Raw genomic sequence first — 22583 nt, forward strand, 5'->3', positions numbered from 1 at the left:
AAAATTTAATAATTTTCATTTCGTTTTTACGACACTACATCAAAAAATTTTATCAATAATGGGCAGGTAAATACTAATTGCAGATCCTTGACCTATTTGACTTTTTACAATGACATCCCCGCCGGATTGTTTGGCAAAACCATACACCATTGCCAATCCCAAACCCGTCCCCCATCCTACCGCTTTGGTCGTAAAAAATGGCTCGAAAATATGTGCGATCGTTTCAACAGACATACCTTCTCCCTCATCTTTTACGGTTATAACCGCGTAATCCCCCACAGCTAAGTGATGATATTCCCCCGATGGATCGGTAATGGCTTCTTTACGCAAAATAATTGTAATTGCTCCACCATTTGGCATCGCATCTGCAGAGTTAATACATAAATTCATTACAGCCAATTCCAATTGAGAAGGATCAGTTTTAACAATAATAGTTTGCGTACATAAACGTTGAACATTTAACGTCACTTTATGTTTTTTTTCTGACTGTCCTAACTCCTTAGAACGTGAAGAATGACGCATAGATAAGGTTTGCAGCAAAAGCTCGTAATTATCTTCGATTAGTTGAAAGATATCGACTTTTTGCAGTGATAATTTTTTTCGGCGACTAAAACTTAATAATCGCTCAGTCAGAGTAGATCCCTTTTGAGCTGCATTTAAAGCATTTGCTAATAATTTTTGCAAAGATTGGATTTGGCGATCGCCAATATTACTCTGATCTAAAAAATCTTCAGATAATTCAAGCGACCCGATAATTGTGGTCAATAAATTATTAAAATCATGGGCAATACTACCAGCCATTGTTCCCAAAGCTTGCAGCTTTTCTGCCTGTTGTAATTGTGATTCTAATTTCTTTTGGTCTGTAATATCCAACTCCATAATCACTGAAGGACGCGCAATTTCACCCTTTGCCCTGCCCAGTAATAGACGAGTAATAACAAACCATTTAGAAGAATCATACATGTGCTGGGAAGGCACTTCTAAAGTTGCAACAAAACGCTCCTCTTTTTGAAGACGGTTATTAAATTCTTCTAATTCATGGGCTTTGAAGGAGGGCTCTATCTCTTCCTCTGTTTTTCCCAAGCACTCTTCTACAGTCAACCCTCTGCGCGCTGCGGCAAGGTCATTCATACGGGTAAATTTACCCTGCTCATCCTTAAAAGCCAAACCATAAGGCAGATGCTCTAAAAGGCCTGTTAGCAGCAATTTTTCATGACGTAATTGACGACGATACTGTGATCGTTCCACGGCGCGTTGAACAATTTCCTTTACTAAAAAAGGATCCAATGGTTTTGGAATAAAGAAAGAAATCCCACCCTGATTTAATGCTGAAATCAGTACATCCGTTCTATTTTTTTCTGCCAACAAGATACGCGTCGCAACGGTAATATTACGCACGCGCGCAAAAAAAACATTTCCAAACATGGAAGGCATGCAATAATTATATAAAATAGCAGAGAAATGAACACCTCTTTTAATCATATCTAACGCACAATAAGGGGATTCTGTCACATGCACATCAAAATGCTGCTTCAAAATTTCTTTTAAGGTCTTTAAAATATTCGGGTCATCATCCACCACCAAAATGGCTGGAAGCGTGTTCATACCCGCCCTCCTATTTCTGCATGATTATTTTTCACATTAGAATGCTTTTATCTTAATTTAATAATGAATAAAATGATTATTCAAAAAAGTTGAAATTTAAATTATGATTTATTTATAAAAACATGGATAAATTTACAATTTTTCAAACCATTGTTACTCGTATTTCACTTTTTTTATTACAATATTTGTCTGATTGTAACAAAAAACACATTGCTTTTTAAAGTCTTGCATATTAAGTCCAAGATTAAGATAATCAATCCAAATTCGTTATCTATTTGAGGACTACTTCGTGAATATACCAACAGAACCTGGCCGAGCAAACGACCGCTTACACTCTTCATCAGTCGAACATTCTATGTCAAACACGTCTTTTAAACGTAATACACCTTTTCCTAAAATGATATTAACCATTATATGGGCAGTTTTTCATTTTGTTTTCTATTTTCTTCAACAAGTTGCAGAAATATTTGCTCCTATACTGCTAATTATGGGCATCATATGGAAAATTATTCCAAACCTAGTTCAAACAGCAACCCACATGGTAGATTCTGCAGACCCACAAATCCGTGACATGGTGGGACGAGGAACAGAATTGATCCCCACATCTCTTACTGTTGCTGGCCACACTATATCAGCCTCGTCTTTGATTTTTGATGGTTTTTTACTGCTGGCCTTAACAGCGCTCTGTGCAACTATTACTGCTTTCTTAGGAAGAAGAATATAATCATTATCAAGATATAATAATTTTTCTAGGAAAGTTATTTAAAGCCTACTAAAATTAATCTTTCTACATTACCAAAGGTTCCGTAACGCGTGTTCGAATGATTCAACTTGATGGTGTCAGTTTAAACTATAAAAATGATGTTTCCCTCTTGGATAATGTAGATCTGTACATTCCTCAAGGCAGTTTTTGCTGGCTTACTGGCCCATCTGGCGTTGGAAAATCCACTTTTTTACGTATGCTGCATCTAGAAAAGCAGCCCAGCACAGGGCTACTGACCGTATTGGACACCCCCACCAATCAGGCACGCCGATCAACCCTGTGCCGATTGAAACAACGCATAGGTATCGTTTACCAAGATTTTAAATTAATCCCCAACCTGACCGTTTTTGACAATATTGCTCTGCCCTTAAGGTTACAAAATACCGATGAAGATACAGTGCAAAGATGGACAAACCGTATTTTAGGCTGGATGGGTTTGGAACATAAGCAACATATTTATCCCAAAACTCTCTCTGGAGGCGAACAACAACGGGTTGCAATTGCACGTGCGGTTATTCATCGACCTGATTTATTACTTGCTGATGAACCGACCAATGCATTAGATGAACACCAAGTTAAGCGATTAATGGATTTGTTTTATGATCTGAATGATTTAGGATGCACCATTATTATGGCAACCCATAATGACAGCCTGATTCGACAATTCCCAGCCCCACGCTTAAAATTGGAAAACAGACAATTATGGACAAGTGATGCTGTTTAAATACAAAACATCTGACGGTTTAAAGCTACATCGTGCCCTGCCTGGACAGTTTTTAATCCCACTGGTTGCAGCCATGACCTTTTTGGCGGCCATTACTATTGCCGGTGCTTATGCCAGCCAACAATTAGCAACACGGTGGAGTGCAGGAGCAGCATCCACGATTATTTTGCAAATACCTCAACCCAATGATCCGCCTGCCAATAGTGATTCTAAAAATAAAGATAAAACACCAGTAACACAGACCAAAATACAAGCAATTATTGCATTGCTTTCCACGTCAAAAGAATTATCATCTTTTCATCGTTTGACAGACCAGGAAATTGACACATTACTTGCCCCCTGGTTGCACGAAAGTATCCAATCTTTTGCTTTACCTATTCCTGCAATTATCGAGCTGCACCTTAATGATGACAGTAATCACCTATCAAAAGAATTGAAGACTGCTATGCAGGAAATCGTCCCTGGTATCATGATTGAGCAGAGTAACTTTTGGAATCAGCGTTTGAATGCATTGGCAAATAGCTTGCAAACCAGTGCGTTTATTTCATTACTTATTGTTATTTCTGTTGCTGCTTCTGTAATTGCATTATCAACACGCACAGGATTAATGCAATGCCGGCAAACCATTGAAATCTTGCATAATTTAGGGGCTTCTGATGGATATATTGCCTTTCGTTTTGCCAAAAGAAGTGCACGTTTGGCCTGCATTGGTGGGGGGATCGGGAGTTTTTTCTCAATTCCACTGCTTTTATTTCTAACCTATCTTAGCTTACCTTTTAGCAGTGATCCCAATTGGCAAGCATTGGCAAATGCGGGATGGTTATATTTTTTAACAGCAATGCCCCTACAATTGCTTGTTCTTTTTATCCTGCTGCCTATATGTAATTACGTGATTGGCTGGATTACAACCACTTTCATTGTATATTTTTGGCTCAGACATTTAACTTAACCATGACCAAATTCTATCATCGTTCAAAGCAATCACTATTTTGGGGTGTTTTAATTGTCTTAGGGCTTTGGCTGGGTGGATTTTTACTATTTATTGTTGATACACTTGTTTATACACCCCCAATTCCCACGGCCGAAGGAATCGTCGTCTTAACAGGGGGGGCGCGCAGAATTGATACTGCAATTAAGCTGTTACAATCCCATCATGGAAAATATTTGTTAATTTCCGGTGTTCAGAAAACAACAACTTTAAAAGACTTAGAACATATTTTATCTTATAAAATCCCAGCTAGCGATCAAGAACGCATCACTTTGGGGTATAGTGCTACCTCTACGATGGGAAATGCAATCGAAACTGCGGCTTGGGCCCATCACTATAAAATTAATTCCTTAATTATTGTAACCTCTAGTTATCATATTCGACGTGCACTACTTGAAATGCAGGATTTATTGTATGATGTGCAGTTGTTCCCTTATGTTGCCCGTTCTGATAACCAAGATTTTTTTTCGCATTTACACTCGTTTCGATTATTGTTTTTAGAGTATAACAAATTACTAGCTGCTTATACTGGATTAATTCATACAACTAAATCCAAAGAGAATTTGCTTCAAAACACACTGTAAACCAAAGCTTAATACTATGATTTTTATTCGCTCTTTCCTATTTGCTCTTTATTTTTTTCTATTAACGATGGTTATGGGGATCATTGCTTTTTTCATTCGGTTTTGTGCGAAAAAATATGCCCTTTCCTATGCACAGTTATGGACAAAATTATCCTTACTTGGATTAAAAAAAATCTGTCATATCTCCACAAAAATTATAGGACAAGAGAATCTTCCTCAAGATACTTCTTTCTTAATTGCATCCCAACATCAATCGGCTTTTGATACCTTAGTATGGATGAATCTTTTACCACGACCAGCTTATATCATGAAGCAAGAGCTAACACGCATTCCCCTTGTTGGTCCCATGTTGCTCTTATCAGGAATGATCCCCCTCGATCGACAAGGAGGGATTAAGGCTTTAAAGACGTTAATACAAGAATGTCAAAAAGCGGTTAATGATCTTAGACAAATCATTATTTTTCCCGAAGGAACCCGCACCAACATTGGCGAAAAAACCAAACTTCATGCTGGTGCAATAGCCATCGCAAATCAATTAAATCTGAAAATTGTGCCAGTAAGTATTGACTCTGGTTTGTATTGGCCACGAAATGCTTTTCTAAAACGCCCTGGAATTATCCACATAACCATTCATCCCCCTATTCAAGATACCAGTAACCGTAAAGCAACGCTGGAAGCTATCGAACGCAGTTGGAGTAGCACGGAATCGTAGTTAATACCCTGTGGATAACTTGGTGGATTTTTTGTAGGTAATATAACGATATCGATTCTATCAGCTTTTCAATAGAATCGATACAAGGCTTGTTTCACCTAACTTAATTCGAAAAGTAAACAAGAAAAATTACCTAATTTTAGGGAAAATAAAAAAAATTAAGCTTGTGGATTTTTTCACCCATTCTATTTTAATATAAATACCAAAGTTGGTCATGTATGCGATATCGCTCCAGACGCTTATTCAAACAAGATCGTTCTTTATCAAGAAAAGTGAAGTGCTGTATCGGGTTATTATGTTTTGTGGGATTATACTTGGGTGTATACCATTACCTCAATCATATCATGGGCCAATTCATTAATACTCCTTTGATGCAATCTCGTATAAGTTTGCAGTTTCAAGGCAAGGGCCAAGATCATTGGTCTGTTTTCCCAAGTAAAACAGTTATATCCCCCATTATCCAAACTATTGACGAGCAAAACCATCCAAAAATTATTTGGCAAGCCAGGAAAGTAACTTTATTTTATAGTTTGCGCCATCCTTTAAGCATTTCAATAACCGTGGACGGGGAACAAATTTTTTGTCCACCTTTTACAAACAAGTGCTTTCAAATACACGGTTATCCTTGGCAATTACAAATACCCCTTTTCTTCCACATTCAAGAAAGCACACTCTTTTTTTCATGCCCTCAATCATTTTATAATAACGCAAAAAATGTTTCTTTCACTCCTCAGCTTATAGAATTGAAAAATATTCAAGGACAATTTCATTGGAATTTAAAAGCAGATTACAATAAAAGCCTATTTTTTACGCAGTTTGATATTCAACAAACTTTAATTATCTTTAACTCTCTTACCCCTCAGTATCTTAACAATATTGAGGGACAGTTTGCCCTTACAGGCAAACAACATGATGCAATAAATATTGTGCAATCCAACCAGCTTTTATACAAATTACTTATTCAAAAGCTTAAGTTCACGTGGAAAGAAACGATAGTAACAACAATGGGAAAAGTTTCTTTTCCCTTTCCAAATCTTCGTCCTACTGGTGAATTAAATACAAATCTGCAAAATATCCCAAAGACTCTTTATAACGAGATATCAAAAATAAATTGTTGTTTTAATTTGAAAAGGGAACTATCGCAAATTCCGGTTCCCTCACAATTATACATTTCAATACCAATACGGGATGGGACTATTTATCTAGGCACCATCCCGCTTGAATCCTCATTATTCCAAAATATGGATACGATATTGAAACGTTATGCAAAATGATCTTTGATATTGCGGTATTTGGCAAATTCGGTTGCTGTTTTTGCAATTAAAAATGGGTTTGTCTGTTTTTCTTCTGAAAGCAATACGGGTAACGTTGGATCATCACTTTTGCGCAAAGCCTGTACTTGTTCGATCCGTTTTTGTAAAATCCTGTTATCTGGAAACAATGATGCCGCAAAGCGGGCATTATCTTGAGTATATTCGTGAGCACAATAAATCAAAGTATCATCTGGCAAAACCTTAAGTCGCTCAAAACTATGATACATTTGTTCTGCTGTTCCTTCGAACAAACGTCCACATCCCATACTAAATAATGTATCGCCTGTAAAAACAGATTTTATCGCTGGAATATAATAACAAATTGATCCCAAAGTATGACCTGGTGTTTCTATAACCTGCGCATCCCCTACTCCCAAGACCTCTAACGAAACAGTATCATGATCACGAACTGCTTGATCAACAGCGGGAATTTTACCTTCTTCTTTTAAAGGGGCTATGACTTTACATTGAAAAATTTTTTTTAATTCTTCAATACCCCCAATATGGTCAGAATGAAAATGTGTGATAAGAATAGTTTGTAGTAAAAGACCTTTACCCTTTATAGTTTTTAAAACAGGAGCTGCATCACCAGGATCTACGACAACTGCATTTTTCGTATGATTATCATATAACAGCCAAGCATAATTTGTATCAAAAAACGCAACAGGTTCAATAACAACAGACATCAATCCTCCTTATTTATACCATTATCCTTTTTTATACTCTAAACCGCTCAACTAGGACAAAGGTTGCAATGACTTACGATTTCAACTCTATTTTACCACAATCGTCCGATGCAAAACACGGAATTGCAACCTACATTCAATATAAACTGGCGCAAATATGGCCTAATTTGTATGGTTTATCTTTACTGACTTTGGGGCAAACAACAACCTTAACGCCAGAAACAATTTGGTATCCTTCTTATCACATTCACGGGCAATTGAACACAAATAACCCGATTTTATACAATGCTATGTCTATATCAAAACAACAGGCTTGTTGTTTTTTAATCGAATCATTTCCGTTCCAAGAGTGCAGCTTTGATCGTATTGTATATATTTACGATGATTTCATCACCAAAGATCAATTTGAACAACTGCTGCGTTCATGTTGGAAAACACTGGATGATAGCGGCAAAATCATTATGCTGCTACCCAACAAACTTGGATGGTGGTCATTGATCGATAACCTTTCTTTACGATATCGCAATACATTTCTAATGCAAAAACTTAATCGTATTTTAACCCAACATCTTTTCCGTATCAGTCATTACGAACGGGTTTTGTACTTCCCCCCTAAACTGATGAATAATATGTCCTTACGTTCAAATAGAATACTCGAGTTCTTAGGATTATTTTTTGTTCCTTTTTTGGGTGGATATCATTTGATTGAAATCGAAAAAAATCTTTGTGCGCCAATTACAGTGGCACCTTTGAAAAAAAAATATATACTACAAAGTGAATTATCAAAATCTAGTTGGAACCGTAAGCATTCCTCCTAGAGGATTATTATCTGTAAGGTTATTTTAATGTCTATTTTGCACTCGATCCGTTCAAGTATCTGTAAACCCCATGCCGCAAGCCATCCTTTTTTGATTTGTTCTGGCCTTATTGCAATTTTAGGGCGTATGTCTCCGTGGCGTATTACCCGATTAATTGGTAAGCTGAGTGTACTATTTTTTGGCTTTTGTTGGTATTTCTTTCGTAATCCCAAACGGGTTATTCCTACTGATGATCAAAATATTGTCTCCCCTGCTGATGGAACGGTTTCCTCAATTGACTGTGTAATGCCACCAGCCAATTTAGGTATGGATGAAAAACCAGTTTGGCGCGTTTCTATTTTCTTGTCGGTATTGAATGTTCATTTACAACGTATCCCCGCCAAGGGCAAAGTGACAGCACGTAGCTATATTGAAGGGAAATTCTTAAATGCCTCTTTAGACAAAGCATCAGAACATAATGAACGCAATGCAATCTGTCTGACCTTGCCCAATCAGCAAAAACTAATTGTTGTTCAAATTGCCGGATTAATCGCAAGACGGATTGTTTGTAACGCTGTGGTTGAAAATAATTACAATATGGGCGATATTTATGGTTTAATTCGTTTTGGATCACGGGTTGATTTATATTTACCAGAAGGATGTCAACCGAATGTGCAGGTTGGGCAAACCATGATCGGTGGGGAAACTATTGTCTCTAAACTCTAATAATATCCGTCCTAACTTACGTCGTGCTCGGCGTAAATTGTTATTGCGTCAAAAAATACGACCAAGGGTCAAAGGTATATCTTTCAACCGTGTTATTCCTAACCTTTTAACATTATTGGGATTATGCGCAGGATTGATTGGTATTCGAAGCGCCATTCATGGACAATTCGCTGAAGCTGCTATTGCTGTATTGATTGCAGGCTGTTTCGATGGATTGGATGGACGTATTGCCCGTTTATTACGTGGCACCAGCCGATTTGGTGCAGAATTGGACAGCTTGGCTGATTTCTTATCATTTGGAATTACCCCAAGCTTCATTCTTTACATGTGGGCTTTAAAAGATGGGGGGGGATATGCCTTTGTCCCTTGTGCCATGTTTACAGTTTGTATGGCATTAAGATTGGCACGGTTTAACGCAGCCTTAGACGATATTGATAAACCAAAATATGCCAGCAACTTTTTTACAGGTGTTCCTGCGCCTGCCGGGGCTGGGATGGTTTTATTTCCGATATTTTTAGGATTAGAAGCTGAAAAATTACAATGGGATTTCTTAATCGATATTGCCAATTCTCAGATTTTGACAATGATTACCTTGGTTGTTGTTTCGTTTTTGTTAATTTCAACTGTTCCCATATGGTCGTTTAAAAACTTTAAGATCCCCGCTGCATACTTGTTACCTTTGTTTTTAGGCACTGCAATTTATGCAACAGTTCTGGTTGCTGATCCGTGGGGAACTCTTGCTTTTAGTGGTCTTTTATATCTTTGCTCTATTCCCTTTAGCTATCGCAGCTTTCGCCAACTGAAGGCTGATGCTGCTGCACTTGAGAAGGAGGCTGACGAGGCTGATGATCAGGATGAGGAAGACCAAGCAACTTTAACAACCCCTCCATGATTTGCTGGGGGGCCGGGGGACAGCCTTCAATTTGTAAAATACAGTCATCTCCCCCTGTAGTTTCTTTTAAAACGGCATAGTTTTCTTCGAAAACCCCTTTATCAATTGCACAAAACCCAATGGTTACAATCGCCTTGGGTTCTGGCATCAAAGCCCAATTTTTCTCTAAATACGGAATCATTGCACGGGTTAAAACACCACTAATTAACATTATGTTTGCAATTGCAGGGTGATCAACAAATGCAATGCCACTGGCAGTGATATCAAATGCCCCTCCCCTTAATGCCAACAGCTCTAAAATACATCCATTGCAATCACCACAAGGCACAGGAAATAGATGTAAGATCTGATTGTTACTTCCAATGGTTTTATCAAGAGGCTTTATTTTTCCAAAAACAGAATCAACCAATGCACGTAAAATAGCCATTTAAAGTCCTTTTATAAATCAACCCCAGTTGATAAAATACCAAATGAAGATCTGATTATTGATTGGTTTTCCCATGTCTCGTTTTGTAACAGATCTCGTAAAACATAGGCTTGATTAGCCGCAGGATCACGAATAAAAATATCCTTAATTTTCCCAGCTTCGACCTTTACATAATACCATAAATCGCCTTGAACCCCTTCGCAAACACCAATCCCCTCTCCGTATAATGTTTCAACAATGATTTTATTGGGTTGGCTTGAATCTTCATCCTCGACATCTTGCAAAATGGTTTCAATAATTTCAAACGCATTGTCAATTTCTTGAAATCGCAATTGCATGCGCGCTAAAACATCCCCAGTTGTAAAAGTACGCGGGGATAGCCATTCCAAACGGTATTCAGGCATATAACGACGGATATCAATATCCCTTCCCGATGCCCGGCCGATTATACCCCCAATATTAAAACGAATGGCTTGCTCAACACTTAACACACCAACCGATTGCAAGCTATCAATTAACCCTGGGAAACCTTGGCTTAATTTCTTAGCCTCACAGTAAAGATATTTAACCTTATTTGGTAATGTTTCCTTATCTTCTTCACCATTGAGAGTTGAGGGACGCACTGTGCCAGGGAAAACACAATCCATCAACCAGCGATGACCATAATAATGCGCGCACCAACGCATTAAAAGCTCGCGCGCTAATTCACAACGGGTTGCAATAATACCAATACCTAACCCCCTAAATAAATGAGATAAATATAATAAATGGGCAATAACTTTGGATATTTCAGATAAAATAACACGTTGACGTAAAACATACGTACTGGGAATAAATTGTGCCACATCCTCTATCGCGTGAGAGAATGCAATTTGATGGGCAATACTATCGACAGCATTAATTCGACTGATTAGAGGTTGTACCTGTAAAACATTCTTGCCATATAAATTAGATAAAATCCCGCGGTGGGTATAACCATACAAGGCATTTGCCTTCATAATTTGTTCCCCCATTACAGAAAAATGCCATAATGACGGAGATATACCATTACAAGAAGAGGGATCAATAATAGAAACCTCCCCTCCTTTTTGTTCTAAATCACCAGGAATATTATAGTCATAGGGTTCAATCGAACTGGCAACAGGCCCAGGTTTGTCAGATAATGGCCACGTATTTTTCCACATTCCTCGATCCAGCCAAGGGCGCAGCTCCATTATGGCGTTCATAGCTTCTTTACCCCATAAATCCCAAATCATACGCTCATAGATAATAGCTGCGGGCCTGACAGATGACACAGCCCAATATCGATCAACAGACAACGCAACTTTTACACCTAAGGGACGAAAACCATTTTCCAAAAATAAAACATTTAAATCCATCTGATCACACCACATTGCCAAAAAGACCAGACGATCATGCAATAATTTTGAAATAATTTCCCGCCATTCTGGTTCCTCGACCCGAAAGAAAAACTTGCTCTCACGCTGATGTTTTTTAATTAAATCAGTCGCTTTCGTGTGCGTCACTGGAGCCTGAGATAAAGAGGTCAAGGTGAACCTCCATGAAGTTTTACAAATTCAATTGCAATCATATGTAGCCACTTGGATGTAAAAATAGGCAGTAATACTGTCTGTAATATCAGTAGACCAATAATGACTTTTGCCTCTTTCGTTAATGGAAATTTAGGGAAGAAAAATACACCTCCTCTTTGAAATAAAACGTATCCCCTAATCAGCAATAGACATAAAACACCGATTCCAACCCAAGGCATCCAGATCATTAAATATGACATTAATAAGGAACAAGCCCAAAATATTCCAATCGGGGGAAACCCCGATAATCCCAACATGATCCAGCTTTCAAATGAAGACAAATTATTTGTTTCTTTTTTACTGACCATATATCCAAGTGGGGCAAAAATCACCAGTGCCATCATAAATAAACAAGATATATAAACACCTTCGGGGTGATTAGCAAAAATACCGCCACAAATAGCCAAAGTAATCAATAAGTTAGCACTTAAGTAAAGAGAAGACCGTTCACGATTTTGCTCATTTAACAAAATAAAACATAAACTAATAATCACTAAAGCCATTAACAAAGGTTCAGAAGGGTCATAACTGGGGATCTGATGTAATCTTAACAACGTTGCAATTACAGGTATCGATAAAATAAATGAACCGATCCCCCCCAGTGTAATTGGCATTTCAACATTTAATCTTAGAAAAGAAATAGACATTGGAAACAACCCTGCTGCTAACACCACACCAAGACTTAAAACGACACTACTCAACTGTGCTAGAAAAGGTGCATTGTCCACAGGAACAGCTGCCAGTAAAAAAGCTCCTATCAACGCCATAATAATTAATAACAATATATATCGAAAAACCGCCCACCCTGCTTTTAAACTGCTTCCTCCTTGATTTAAAATACATCCCATCATCAATAAAGCAGCTAAAACCACAATAAAGAGGAGTGCAATAAAAAGATTATTAACCCCTACAGCCAAAATTGCTGTGGCGGTAATAATATGAAATAATAACAACGTCCATAAGTGCCGTTTTTCTGATTTATCAAAAAACAGACTGCGTGGTGACCAAAATGTTAATAACAGGGTCGATACCCCCGCCCCCACTGCAATAATCAACCGTAAAAAACGGGTTAAACCATCGCTGCTCCACACCACAGATAGAAAGAAATTGTCAGCCATACAGGCTGAAAGTCCTGTTAAAATGACTAAGATACCAGATACAATAAAATGGCACCTTGCCCGCGCCGCGGCCCCCTCACAGGCAAAGATTCCAATAACCCCAACAAATGGCCAAATCACACAAGCCCAATAAAGTATTTTTGCCAAATCATTGGATGTTTGCACAATTAAAACCGCCCTATTCTATGAACAATAATAAAAGACATAAGTAAAAATACCCCATAAAACACCATAAGCGTAATAAAGGCAAAAAATTGGCCGTTTAATCCCACCACCAAAGATAAGGCATTCAATGCACAGGCTATACCTACAATTTGCCCTCCGATCGTTTTACTTAAGATGCTATACACCATTCCTACAAGAATAATTGAAAACACAATGCCATATTCCAGCCTGGGAAGGGATGGCGGTAAAATATAAACAATTAAAGATACAGCCAAAATGATAAATACTAGGGCCAAAAATAACTCAACAAACGAGCGATAAAAGGATTGCCATCTCAAAATAATGGTCAAACTGATCCCTGAAACACATGACAGACCCATGCACCACAATGTTATCACAGGATCTAGGGCAGTGGCGTACCCCGCCCACAGACAAAATACTGTTAAAAACGCATGAAAGATAACCTGAACAGAAGGATGTGATACCCCACCAATTGTTGCTAGTAACAAGATACTCATAAACAAGGAAAGCCACATCTTTACTCTCCACTCAATCCCGCGAAATACACAATAATCGCCAAAAAACTTAGTACTACAGCGATCCCCACACGATAAATACCATTAGATACTAACAATAAACTGCGCATCATCGCCAAGACAAAACATTCGAATATAATTTTGGTTAACCATGCCATCAAAGCAAAAGGCACAGCCTTCAACCAAACCATTAAATTATGAGGATTATCATCCAAAATGGCTATACTTTGTGGCCACAGACAAAAAGCGATAAGCGATAGCCACACCAAGAATTGCACATCATTAACATATAATAACAATCCACGATCTGCACCACCAAAACCATCCATTCCTTCTCTGCTTGGGAAATTTGGCATGTCCCATATCAAAAAAAATAGGGAACTTGCCCCAATAAGTAATGGGCAAAAAGCCATAATTTGAAAGTCGCCGGGTTGATGGAAAAAAACAACAACTTCATTTAATAAAGTACTGCCTGTACTGAAGCGTAAAATGGTTAATATAAATAATAACACAGGCAAAAAGAACAACATATCTATTAAGTTACGTTGTAATAATTTCAAACTTTTTAAGGATGGATATCGCAAAGCAATTAAAAAAAAGGATATGGGAATAATCATTAATAAACAAGTAACAAGCAAAAAATCAGATATTGATGCAGTAATCATCCCCGCTGTAAAGCTGGGCACCAACAAAGCGGCAATAATTACCGATCCCAATGCAATAAAAGGTAATAAAGAGGTATATGAATAACTGCTTGTCAAAAAACCTGATAATTTTTTTATATTTACTGAATAAATTTCACCCCAGTAAAACCAAAATGGTACTGTTGGCAAGCCTTGAATTTTTGATTCCATCCATTTTTCAACCCCCATAATCCAAGGGGCAATTAATAAAATAATTGCTAAGTGAAAAATCGTTGCAACCAATACAATTAACCAAAACCCCATGATTTTACCGTGCGATCAAACTAATTGATAATAATCCCAATCCAACCATTACCAATATTAATTGGTCCTGATACTGCCAAATCACTATATTTACTTTGTTCGTAAACCTAAAATACCTACGCTGGAAATAAATCCATTGTATTCCTAAATAACGTGCGCTGGTAATAGCGGGATGAACAAAAGGAAAGCGGCTTTCTAGCATAAATTGAAAGCTAGCTTGGCCAAATCCAAAAGAAGTTTCATCAATATTTTTTATACGTGGCGAATAGGTTGCCCCTTTAAAAGAACTAATGGGTAAATTTGAATTCTTTTTATGCTCGCGCTTCGCTATCCAGCCAATGACCATTACAATACCAATAAATAGTAAGATGACCTCCCAGGGTGTAAAGGTCACATGATTAACGACATTACTGAAAGTAAGAAAAGCATGTGAATAATCAGTTAATCCCATAACTTGCGTTGAAATCATACGCGCCATACTTAAAATCAAGCCAGGGACCAGTGAAAACAATAATAAAAGCAGCAACCAACCCTTAACAGAATCAAAATTACGACGGGAAAAATAATCAGGAAAAGTTATAACAGCATTTTGTAGAGCAGGAATACCACCAGTTAAAATCAATCGCATCCATCCTAATATCGACAAAATAAATACGCCTGCGTTCAAGCCTATAGCTAGGGTTGTGATTAATGTGCCAATGAACTGATTACCTAACGGTAAAGCCAATAATAACTGCAAATTACCCCAAAGAAGGGAAAAACCTGCAAATGGAGGAAAACCAGATATGATAAAACTTAAAAACAATAAAGAAATCAAAATATAGGGAGAGAAAGCCAGACCTATACCTCTTGATTGTTGGTCAAGGCACACTCTTGCCACCAATATAAATGCCAATGAAAATCCGATAAATTGAATGAAAAAACCAAAATACAAAATGTCATTGGCAAAAATAATCCATGGGGGATTTACATTAATTGTAAATGCTGAAAGGATACCTATGGTTTGAACCAAAATCCCATTACTAAGAATAAATAGACAATTAATTCGCTCGTAAACGGTCTTTACAACCAAACTGTTCCATCCTGCAGCAATTGCCCCAATCAAACCAATGAGTTCTAAGAAAGTAGATAATACAACCCGATCACTGTTTCTGCCTAAATCCAACCAAAAACGCAGCAATAAATAGATCCCTGCAATCGACAATACTATATGAAAAAAACTGTATAACAATGTGCCTTGGCTGCTTTTTGCAATCATCAGTCGCCATTTCCCAAACGGGAAAAAACCCAACAATGTTACGCTGCAAATTTCAATAAAAAATAAAATATACGGCGAAAAACTGAGTTGACGCAAAGCATCAAACGATAAATAGGAAAAATTATTTTGAAGATTAACTGTACTTGGAAATAGCAAGACGGAAATAAATAACCCAGCCAAACCTATTAATGGTGAAGATGTCTTTTTTGAAAAAACACCATATATCATCATAATTAATAAGGATAAAAGGATAACCAGAAAATATAAATTACTGGATAATAGTAATAACTGCGTTAAAATATAAGGGAATGCAAAGTATTGGGAGAAACTTAACTCTGCTTTAAAAGAGAGGAATAATGCCCCTGATAGAAATAAACAAAAAAGACTAAAAGCATTTAAGGGATCTAGATAAAATTCAACCCCAAAAACAGAACCTAGCAAGGGGATAAAGGCCGAGGCTGATTTCAGTTGGAAAATTAACAAAATAAAAGTAAGCACACATCCCAATATTGATCCGACTAAAGGAACATTTATTAAATAGGTCAAGGATGATCCTTTGTCGGATCCTTTCCTTCCCATTATTACCCCGTCAATTGCCATGACAAAAATTAAAAGTAATAATGACCATACAATAAACGTCGACAGTGTCTTAGCCCTTTACTACATTATTATATCGAAATAAAACTACAGATAGTTTTTATTCACTATCCTAAAATCTTAAAAAAATATATAGATTTTATAAGAAAATAATTCATTACAAAGTACGAAATAAATCCGTTATACGCCTTTTCCCCATCCCTTATCGGTCTGCTTCCAATAGGTTAAATCGTGGCCATTTTGTTTTAATAAACGCCATCGTTGGCGTGCTTGTTGCACAGCGTCGGGATCATTACCATCAAATAAATCAAACACACGTTTAAACGCTGTCAAATTGACCTCGGATTGTCCTCCAACCAGAAATAAAAATGCTGCTTGATTCAGATTCTCTTCAAATACGGTCAACCAAATGGGTTGCCATTGTGGAAAGTCATCTTGATTGTCAGAAGTATGGCATCCATGGGGCAACCATATCGGTTGGGATACACGCCATAAAGCCTCTGTTAAACCTTGCACTTGTTGATCATCTTTGCACAGAACCAAGCCCCGCTCATTAGCCTGCATCGTTCGAATTAATAAAAGCGGTAAAGCCTGTTGCAAATCTGTTTTCGTTAAGTGATAAAAGCCAACAGAGGCCATAAAATTAATCCTTAACCTTCGTAATGCTCTTGAACCAACTGATTTAATAAGCAAACCCCAAACGAGGTTGCCCCTTTGGGCCCACCGTGTGTTCCCTTACCAGTATAAGCCGTTCCAGCGATATCTAAATGTACCCAAGGGGTGTCATTGACAAAGCGCTGTAAAAATTGCGCCGCTGTAATTGATCCACCATCGCGACCCCCAATATTTTTCATATCAGCAAATTGTGCATCCAAAGCCTTGTCATAAGCAGGGCCCATGGGCATGCGCCAGACTTTTTCGCCAACATTATTACCAATATCTGATAAACGTTTAGATAATTCATCATTATTGGAAAATAGACCTGCATATTCATATCCCAAAGCCACAACGATGGCCCCAGTAAGCGTTGCAAGATTGATCATAAACCGAGGTTTAAAACGATCCTGAGTATACCACAAGATATCTGCTAATACTAAACGTCCCTCTGCATCCGTGTTCAAAACTTCAATGGTTTGACCTGAGGCACTGGTAACGATATCACCTGGACGTTGTGCATTGCCAGACAACATATTTTCAACTAATCCAACAACGCCGATAATGTTGGCTTTGGCTTTGCGTGTTGCCAAGGTTTTCATTAACCCAACAACCGTAGCAGCCCCCGCCATGTCCATTTTCATGTCTTCCATACCGCCTGCGGGCTTAATGGAAATCCCTCCAGAATCAAAGGTTACCCCTTTTCCTAAAAATGCTAATGGGGGCTCTTTATTTTCAGGATTACCTTTCCACTGCATAATGACAGTTTGCGGTTCGGCATCACTACCTTGGGCCACGCCTAATAACGCGCCAAAGCCTAGTTTTTCCATTTCAGCCTTGTTTAAAATTTCAACAGAGACGCCCAACGCCTCTAATTCTTTGATGCGTTTTGCAAATTCTGGAGGGGTTAACCGATTTGCAGGTTCATTAACCAAATTTCTGGTCAAATAAGCACCACTAACAACGGCGGATAAGCTCACCCAATCTTTTTGACCTGCTTCATAGTCAGAGGTTAAAAACAAAATATCCCTCAACTGTTTTTGGTCTTCTTTTTTGTTTTTTTGCATACAGTACACGTTAAATTCGTAAACACTTAAAGTCGCACCCAGTGCAATATATGCAGCATATTCTGTGAACTGCCAGTCAGCCATCATTACTAATGAAGTGGTCTTACCTTTTAAACTTTGAGCGGCATTCCCCCCAACTTGACGAGCGTACGCTTTTGAAAACTGATCTTGTTTACCAAGACCAACCAACACAACATGACTGTATACATCATTAGGGGAAACTAATTTACAAATTTCGCCCAATTTTCCTGTAAAATTCTCTACTTTCATTGCACGGGTTAACGCACCGTCCAGTGCCTTATCCATTACCCGCACAGAATCCCCTTGTTCACCATCTTCGAAAGTAAAAAGAACAATATCTCCACCTTCTGGCTTTTTTAAACCTGCAAACTGTACTGTTGGTATCATTTTTTCCTCTGTTTATTCTTAATTTTATAATAAAATATGCTCTATTATGTACTACTCTTTAAAATATCCAACCTGTGAATACGCAATATTACTAAATTTATTTTCTTCTCCAATGTTCTCTTTGAGATAACAACCATGAACATCTTGAATAAAAATTATAATTTAGACACAGTTTAAAAACAAAATTCGAAATGTTAAAAACAAAATTTGCTTTAGTTATAAATATTACTATCTTTAAGCTTATTGCAAATATTTAGGCCAAATTTTACAATGCATCATGCCTCCGATCAAAACTTAATGTCCTTAGCCGTAGATCTTGCCCAACAAGCGGCAAGATTAATAAACGACGTTCGCGCAACAGGTATTAAAGTTTGTACGAAATCGGATCTTAGCCCTGTTACCCAAGCCGACAAAGCTTCTGAAGCATTGATTTTAGCTGGGTTACGCGCATATGCACCATCCATCCCCATCATCGCCGAAGAGGAAATGGCCGAAGGAATAAAAACTCAAGTTGAATCAGAATTTTGGTTAATAGATCCACTTGACGGTACCAAAGGATTTATAAGAGGCAGCAAAAATTTTACGATAAATATCGGTCTTATTCGCAACCACAAACCAGTTTTAGGGGTTGTTGCCCTGCCCGCCTATGATGAGATTTTCTGTGGCATCGTGGGTAAGGGTGCTTGGCGCATTGATGCGACAGGTCAAACCCCCATTCATGTCAGTACTTTGCCTAAAGACGGATTTCGTATTATTACCTCACACCATTATGCCAATGATCCCAAATTAAAAAAAGTGCTGCAAGGTTTTCCAATTCATTCTGTTGATACCATGGGATCGGCCAGCAAAATTATTCGAATAGCCGAGGGCAAAGCCGATTTACATTTTCGTTTCAATTCCATTATGGAATGGGATACCGCCGCACCCCAAGCGGTTTTGGAGGCCGCTGGGGGATATTTACGAACATTTGACAACCAACCTTTGCAATATGGTAAAAAAAATTGGCGTAATCCTGCTTTTTTTTGTTCTGGGACTACGATTGACAGCTTTTTGAATAATTTTAATGACTAGACCTATGACCATTTTGTTTTCCAACTCTATCCCAGATATTCAAAAAGCAGCACAAATTATTACCCAAGGTGGGGTGGTCGCATTCGGTACGGAAACAGTTTACGGATTGGGTGCAGATGCAACCAATACCACGGCCGTACTAAAAATTTATCAGGCAAAAGGACGGCCCAATTTCAATCCGTTAATCGTTCATTTTGCTGATATTGATCACGTTTTCCAATTTGTTAAAAAAACAGAGCTTGCCTATGAATTAGCTATAAAATTTTGGCCAGGTCCTTTAACATTGGTATTGCCTCAACACCAACCCTGTCCTATCAGCCCTGTTGCAACTGCAAATTTACCTACAATGGCAGTAAGGATTCCAAACACCTTCGTAGCCCAACGTCTTATCCACTACAGCAAAAAACCAATTGCTGCCCCCTCTGCCAATCCATCAGGAAAAATCAGTCCCTCTACTGCTCAACATGTTATAGAAGGGTTGGACAAAAAAATAGATGCGATTATTGATTCTGGGCCTTGCCATGTTGGCGTAGAGAGTACAATTTTAGATTTAAGTCAACCCATCCCTACCCTATTGCGTCCTGGCGGCATTCCAGTCGAAGCACTAACCCCTATTTGTGGGCCTATCACCATAGATACCCCTATTGAAACAAAGATTATTGCCCCTGGGCAGCTCAGCTCACATTATGCGCCTTCTTTACCCGTAAGGTTAAATTGCCAACATTTATTACCTAACGAAGCTTTATTAGCTTTTGGTCCCCCTATTTCCCATCATGGTCTCTATTGTAATTTAAGCGTTTCTGGTAACTTAGAGGAGGCTGCACAAAATTTATTTGCTTGTTTGCGTTTTCTTGATAGTGAAGGACAACGAATTGGGGTAAAAGGGATTGCAGTTATGCCTATACCGCAAATAGGATTGGGATTAGCAATTTGTGACCGACTTCAACGTGCTGCGGCACCACGATCAATATAAATCGAGATGAACGAAAAAATAGATCCAAAAGAACTGAAAGTCCTTGCTGATATTCTTGCCTTGGTTTTAGAAGACCAACCTGGGCAATCTTTGAATGCATTAGAAACAATAAAAAAACGTGCAAAAAGAAATACAGTTACAGGGGGTGCTCTAAAGAATTTATTTACCTCTATTGCTAATTCACCGCCGAAAAATAATACAACAAATTTTTACTCTAACCCAGGAAATGATTCGGCTGAATTAAGAAAAGCACGCTCGCGAATTACTGAACTAACCCACAGTATTAATCGTTTAGATGCAACGATAAAAAGTCTAAGACGTAATAACGAATCTTTACGTTCTGAATTACGACTTACCCAAGAATCTAGGGCTGAAATACAATCTGCCCTACATGCTTCTGAGGCAAAATCACCATTTAAAGCAACGGTTATTATTGTTTCTCTTTTATGTGGTTTATTTTGTGGTATTGCAGGGACTGCCGTTGTGCATTCTTTGACAGCAAAACCGCCTCTTCCTGATAATACAATTTATCTTCAATAATGGATTTATGTTATGGACATCGCCAATTTTATCAAAGAATTAACCGAAATTCTTGGCCCACAAGGGATCTTAACCGATGCAAAAGACACTGAAACTTATAATACCGATTGGCGTCAAATTTTTACAGGAACCAGTATTGCTGTTTTAAGACCTCAAACAACCCAACAGGTTGCAGATGCCGTTAAGATCTGTGCCCGTTATAAAGTGGCAATTGTACCCCAAGGCGGTAATACCAGTCTGGTTGGGGGGGCAATCCCTTCGACAAATGATGTACAAGTGGTTCTTAGCCTAAGCAGAATGAATAAGATCCGTAATATCGATACCCTTGATTCTACAATAACACTTGAAGCTGGTGTTATTTTGGAAGATGCACAAAATGCTGCCAAAGAGGCAGGATTATATCTGCCAATTGTTATTTCCTCCCAAGGGTCTGCGCAAATTGGGGGGATCATTGCAACAAATGCTGGGGGGAATAATACCTTAAGATACGGGAATGCCCGTGAATTCGTGTTGGGGTTAGAAGTCGTCACTGCAGACGGTCAAATTTTACATAATTTACGCCGATTAAGAAAGGATAATACAGGATACGCTTTAAAACAGATCTTTATTGGATCTGAGGGGACACTTGGTATTATCACTGCTGCGGTTTTACATTTGCATCCTTATCCTCGTTCAACAGAAGTAGCATTATGCGCCATTCCTGATCTGCAAAAAGCATTACGTCTATTGCATCTTTTCAATAGTCATAACCCTGCGGCTTTGCAAGCTTTTGAATATATCTCTCAAAAAGGGATGGAGCTTGTTTGTTCTCAATTCCCAGAATTACATTTCCCTTTAGAAACCACCGCCCCTGTCTATATTATTGTTGAACTTGCCTTGCCCGAACAAGGGGACGGATTAAGAACACTTTTTGAAACCGTTTTAGGCGAAGCCTTTGAAGAAGAAGTTGTTCTGGATGCCGTTTTAGCAGAGAGTGAAACACAACGTCAAAATCTGTGGCGTTTTCGAGAAGAACAAGCTGAATCACAAAAACGCGCTGGGGCAAATATTAAAAATGATGTTTCCGTTCCTATCTCTTCCATCCCCGACTTTGTTGAACGTGCTACACGTGCTTGCGAATCCTTTTATCCAGGTATCCAAGTCACTCCCTTTGGCCATTTGGGGGATGGGAATATCCACTTTAATTTGGTTCAACCTCAGCATGAAGATGGCAAGCTTTTCATGAGTAAAAGTCATGATATCATGGATGCTGTCTCCCAAGTTGTTTATGAGCTAGAAGGTTCTTTCTCAGCCGAACATGGAATTGGGCAACTAAAAAATTACATGATGCCTTCTTGGCGTGGTGGGGTTGAATTAGAACTTATGAAAAAAATTAAAGAAAGCTTAGATCCTTGTAATATTCTAAATCCTGGTAAAATTTTTCCACAAGATGCCCACTAA

23 protein-coding genes are annotated in these 22583 nt (G+C 38.2%); 13 read left to right on the forward strand and 10 right to left on the reverse strand.

Annotated features, from left to right (window positions below):
* Positions 1 to 39: 39 nt before the first annotated feature.
* Entirely contained in the window at positions 40 to 1605 is a 1566-nt protein-coding gene (locus QJV27_RS04250) for an ATP-binding response regulator (RefSeq protein ID WP_281447731.1), read from the reverse strand.
* Between the two features lie 289 nt (positions 1606 to 1894).
* Between QJV27_RS04250 and QJV27_RS04255 the strand changes: the two genes are divergently transcribed.
* The 6 genes from QJV27_RS04255 to QJV27_RS04280 all read left to right on the forward strand — a co-directional run bounded on the left by QJV27_RS04255 (position 1895) and on the right by QJV27_RS04280 (position 6650).
* Positions 1895 to 2329, forward strand: coding sequence for a hypothetical protein (locus tag QJV27_RS04255; RefSeq protein ID WP_281447732.1), 435 nt, complete (start codon positions 1895 to 1897; stop codon positions 2327 to 2329).
* A gap of 97 nt (positions 2330 to 2426) precedes the next feature.
* Positions 2427 to 3092 carry a cell division ATP-binding protein FtsE gene (locus tag QJV27_RS04260; protein ID WP_281447733.1) on the forward strand — a complete coding sequence of 222 codons (666 nt, stop codon included), beginning with the start codon at positions 2427 to 2429 and terminating at the stop codon, positions 3090 to 3092.
* Positions 3082 to 4041, forward strand: a complete 960-nt coding sequence (locus tag QJV27_RS04265; RefSeq protein WP_281447734.1) for a cell division protein FtsX — start codon at positions 3082 to 3084, stop codon at positions 4039 to 4041. The genes QJV27_RS04260 and QJV27_RS04265 overlap by 11 nt, the downstream gene beginning before the upstream one ends.
* Positions 4042 to 4043: 2 nt before the next feature.
* Positions 4044 to 4664: a YdcF family protein gene (locus QJV27_RS04270; protein ID WP_281447735.1), complete on the forward strand. Its 621-nt coding sequence runs from the start codon at positions 4044 to 4046 to the stop codon at positions 4662 to 4664.
* 16 nt (positions 4665 to 4680) lie between these two features.
* Complete coding sequence (locus tag QJV27_RS04275; RefSeq protein ID WP_281447736.1) at positions 4681 to 5376, forward strand: lysophospholipid acyltransferase family protein; 696 nt, start codon at positions 4681 to 4683, stop codon at positions 5374 to 5376.
* 371 nt (positions 5377 to 5747) lie between these two features.
* Complete coding sequence (locus QJV27_RS04280; RefSeq protein ID WP_281447737.1) at positions 5748 to 6650, forward strand: hypothetical protein; 903 nt, start codon at positions 5748 to 5750, stop codon at positions 6648 to 6650.
* On the opposite strand, the gene gloB is transcribed toward QJV27_RS04280, so the two are convergent.
* Complete coding sequence (gene gloB / locus QJV27_RS04285; RefSeq protein WP_281447738.1) at positions 6638 to 7375, reverse strand: hydroxyacylglutathione hydrolase; 738 nt, start codon at positions 7373 to 7375, stop codon at positions 6638 to 6640. The genes QJV27_RS04280 and gloB overlap by 13 nt on opposite strands.
* Positions 7376 to 7443: 68 nt before the next feature.
* On the opposite strand from gloB, the gene QJV27_RS04290 reads away from it, so the two are divergent.
* Genes QJV27_RS04290 through QJV27_RS04300 form a run of 3 tightly spaced genes read left to right on the forward strand, consistent with a single transcriptional unit; the run spans position 7444 to position 9790 of the window.
* Entirely contained in the window at positions 7444 to 8193 is a 750-nt protein-coding gene (locus QJV27_RS04290) for a hypothetical protein (RefSeq protein WP_281447739.1), read from the forward strand.
* A gap of 27 nt (positions 8194 to 8220) precedes the next feature.
* Complete coding sequence (locus QJV27_RS04295; RefSeq protein WP_281447740.1) at positions 8221 to 8898, forward strand: phosphatidylserine decarboxylase; 678 nt, start codon at positions 8221 to 8223, stop codon at positions 8896 to 8898.
* Complete coding sequence (locus QJV27_RS04300) at positions 8882 to 9790, forward strand: CDP-alcohol phosphatidyltransferase family protein (protein ID WP_281447741.1); 909 nt, start codon at positions 8882 to 8884, stop codon at positions 9788 to 9790. Before QJV27_RS04295 ends, QJV27_RS04300 begins: the two co-directional genes overlap by 17 nt.
* On the opposite strand, the gene QJV27_RS04305 is transcribed toward QJV27_RS04300, so the two are convergent.
* The 8 genes from QJV27_RS04305 to QJV27_RS04340 all read right to left on the reverse strand — a co-directional run bounded on the left by QJV27_RS04305 (position 9675) and on the right by QJV27_RS04340 (position 18559).
* Complete coding sequence (locus QJV27_RS04305) at positions 9675 to 10217, reverse strand: NADH-quinone oxidoreductase subunit B family protein (RefSeq protein ID WP_281447742.1); 543 nt, start codon at positions 10215 to 10217, stop codon at positions 9675 to 9677. The two genes, QJV27_RS04300 and QJV27_RS04305, sit on opposite strands and share 116 nt — an antisense overlap.
* A gap of 11 nt (positions 10218 to 10228) precedes the next feature.
* Positions 10229 to 11767, reverse strand: a complete 1539-nt coding sequence (locus tag QJV27_RS04310; protein ID WP_281447743.1) for an NADH-quinone oxidoreductase subunit D-related protein — start codon at positions 11765 to 11767, stop codon at positions 10229 to 10231.
* Entirely contained in the window at positions 11764 to 13092 is a 1329-nt protein-coding gene (locus tag QJV27_RS04315; protein WP_281447744.1) for a hypothetical protein, read from the reverse strand. Before QJV27_RS04315 ends, QJV27_RS04310 begins: the two co-directional genes overlap by 4 nt.
* A gap of 2 nt (positions 13093 to 13094) precedes the next feature.
* Positions 13095 to 13628: a hypothetical protein gene (locus QJV27_RS04320; RefSeq protein WP_281447745.1), complete on the reverse strand. Its 534-nt coding sequence runs from the start codon at positions 13626 to 13628 to the stop codon at positions 13095 to 13097.
* A gap of 2 nt (positions 13629 to 13630) precedes the next feature.
* Positions 13631 to 14575: a hypothetical protein gene (locus QJV27_RS04325; protein WP_281447746.1), complete on the reverse strand. Its 945-nt coding sequence runs from the start codon at positions 14573 to 14575 to the stop codon at positions 13631 to 13633.
* A 4-nt stretch (positions 14576 to 14579) separates the two neighbouring features.
* Entirely contained in the window at positions 14580 to 16379 is a 1800-nt protein-coding gene (locus QJV27_RS04330; protein WP_281447747.1) for a hypothetical protein, read from the reverse strand.
* Positions 16380 to 16610: 231 nt separating this feature from the next.
* Positions 16611 to 17069, reverse strand: coding sequence for a DNA polymerase III subunit chi (locus QJV27_RS04335; RefSeq protein ID WP_281447748.1), 459 nt, complete (start codon positions 17067 to 17069; stop codon positions 16611 to 16613).
* An 11-nt stretch (positions 17070 to 17080) separates the two neighbouring features.
* Positions 17081 to 18559: a leucyl aminopeptidase gene (locus tag QJV27_RS04340; protein WP_281447749.1), complete on the reverse strand. Its 1479-nt coding sequence runs from the start codon at positions 18557 to 18559 to the stop codon at positions 17081 to 17083.
* 270 nt (positions 18560 to 18829) lie between these two features.
* Here QJV27_RS04340 and cysQ point away from each other — a divergent pair, with 270 nt between their 5' ends.
* Genes cysQ through QJV27_RS04360 form a run of 4 tightly spaced genes read left to right on the forward strand, consistent with a single transcriptional unit; the run spans position 18830 to position 22583 of the window.
* A complete protein-coding gene (gene cysQ, locus QJV27_RS04345; RefSeq protein ID WP_281447750.1) occupies positions 18830 to 19630 on the forward strand; it encodes a 3'(2'),5'-bisphosphate nucleotidase CysQ in 801 nt (266 codons plus the stop codon).
* A gap of 4 nt (positions 19631 to 19634) precedes the next feature.
* On the forward strand, positions 19635 to 20603 hold the full coding sequence (locus QJV27_RS04350) for an L-threonylcarbamoyladenylate synthase (protein ID WP_281447751.1): 969 nt from the start codon (positions 19635 to 19637) through the stop codon (positions 20601 to 20603).
* 6 nt (positions 20604 to 20609) lie between these two features.
* On the forward strand, positions 20610 to 21143 hold the full coding sequence (locus QJV27_RS04355) for a hypothetical protein (RefSeq protein WP_281447752.1): 534 nt from the start codon (positions 20610 to 20612) through the stop codon (positions 21141 to 21143).
* Positions 21144 to 21155: 12 nt separating this feature from the next.
* Positions 21156 to 22583 carry an FAD-binding oxidoreductase gene (locus QJV27_RS04360; RefSeq protein WP_281447753.1) on the forward strand — a complete coding sequence of 476 codons (1428 nt, stop codon included), beginning with the start codon at positions 21156 to 21158 and terminating at the stop codon, positions 22581 to 22583.

The organism is Commensalibacter oyaizuii (genome assembly GCF_029953265.1).
Lineage (GTDB): Bacteria > Pseudomonadota > Alphaproteobacteria > Acetobacterales > Acetobacteraceae > Commensalibacter > Commensalibacter oyaizuii.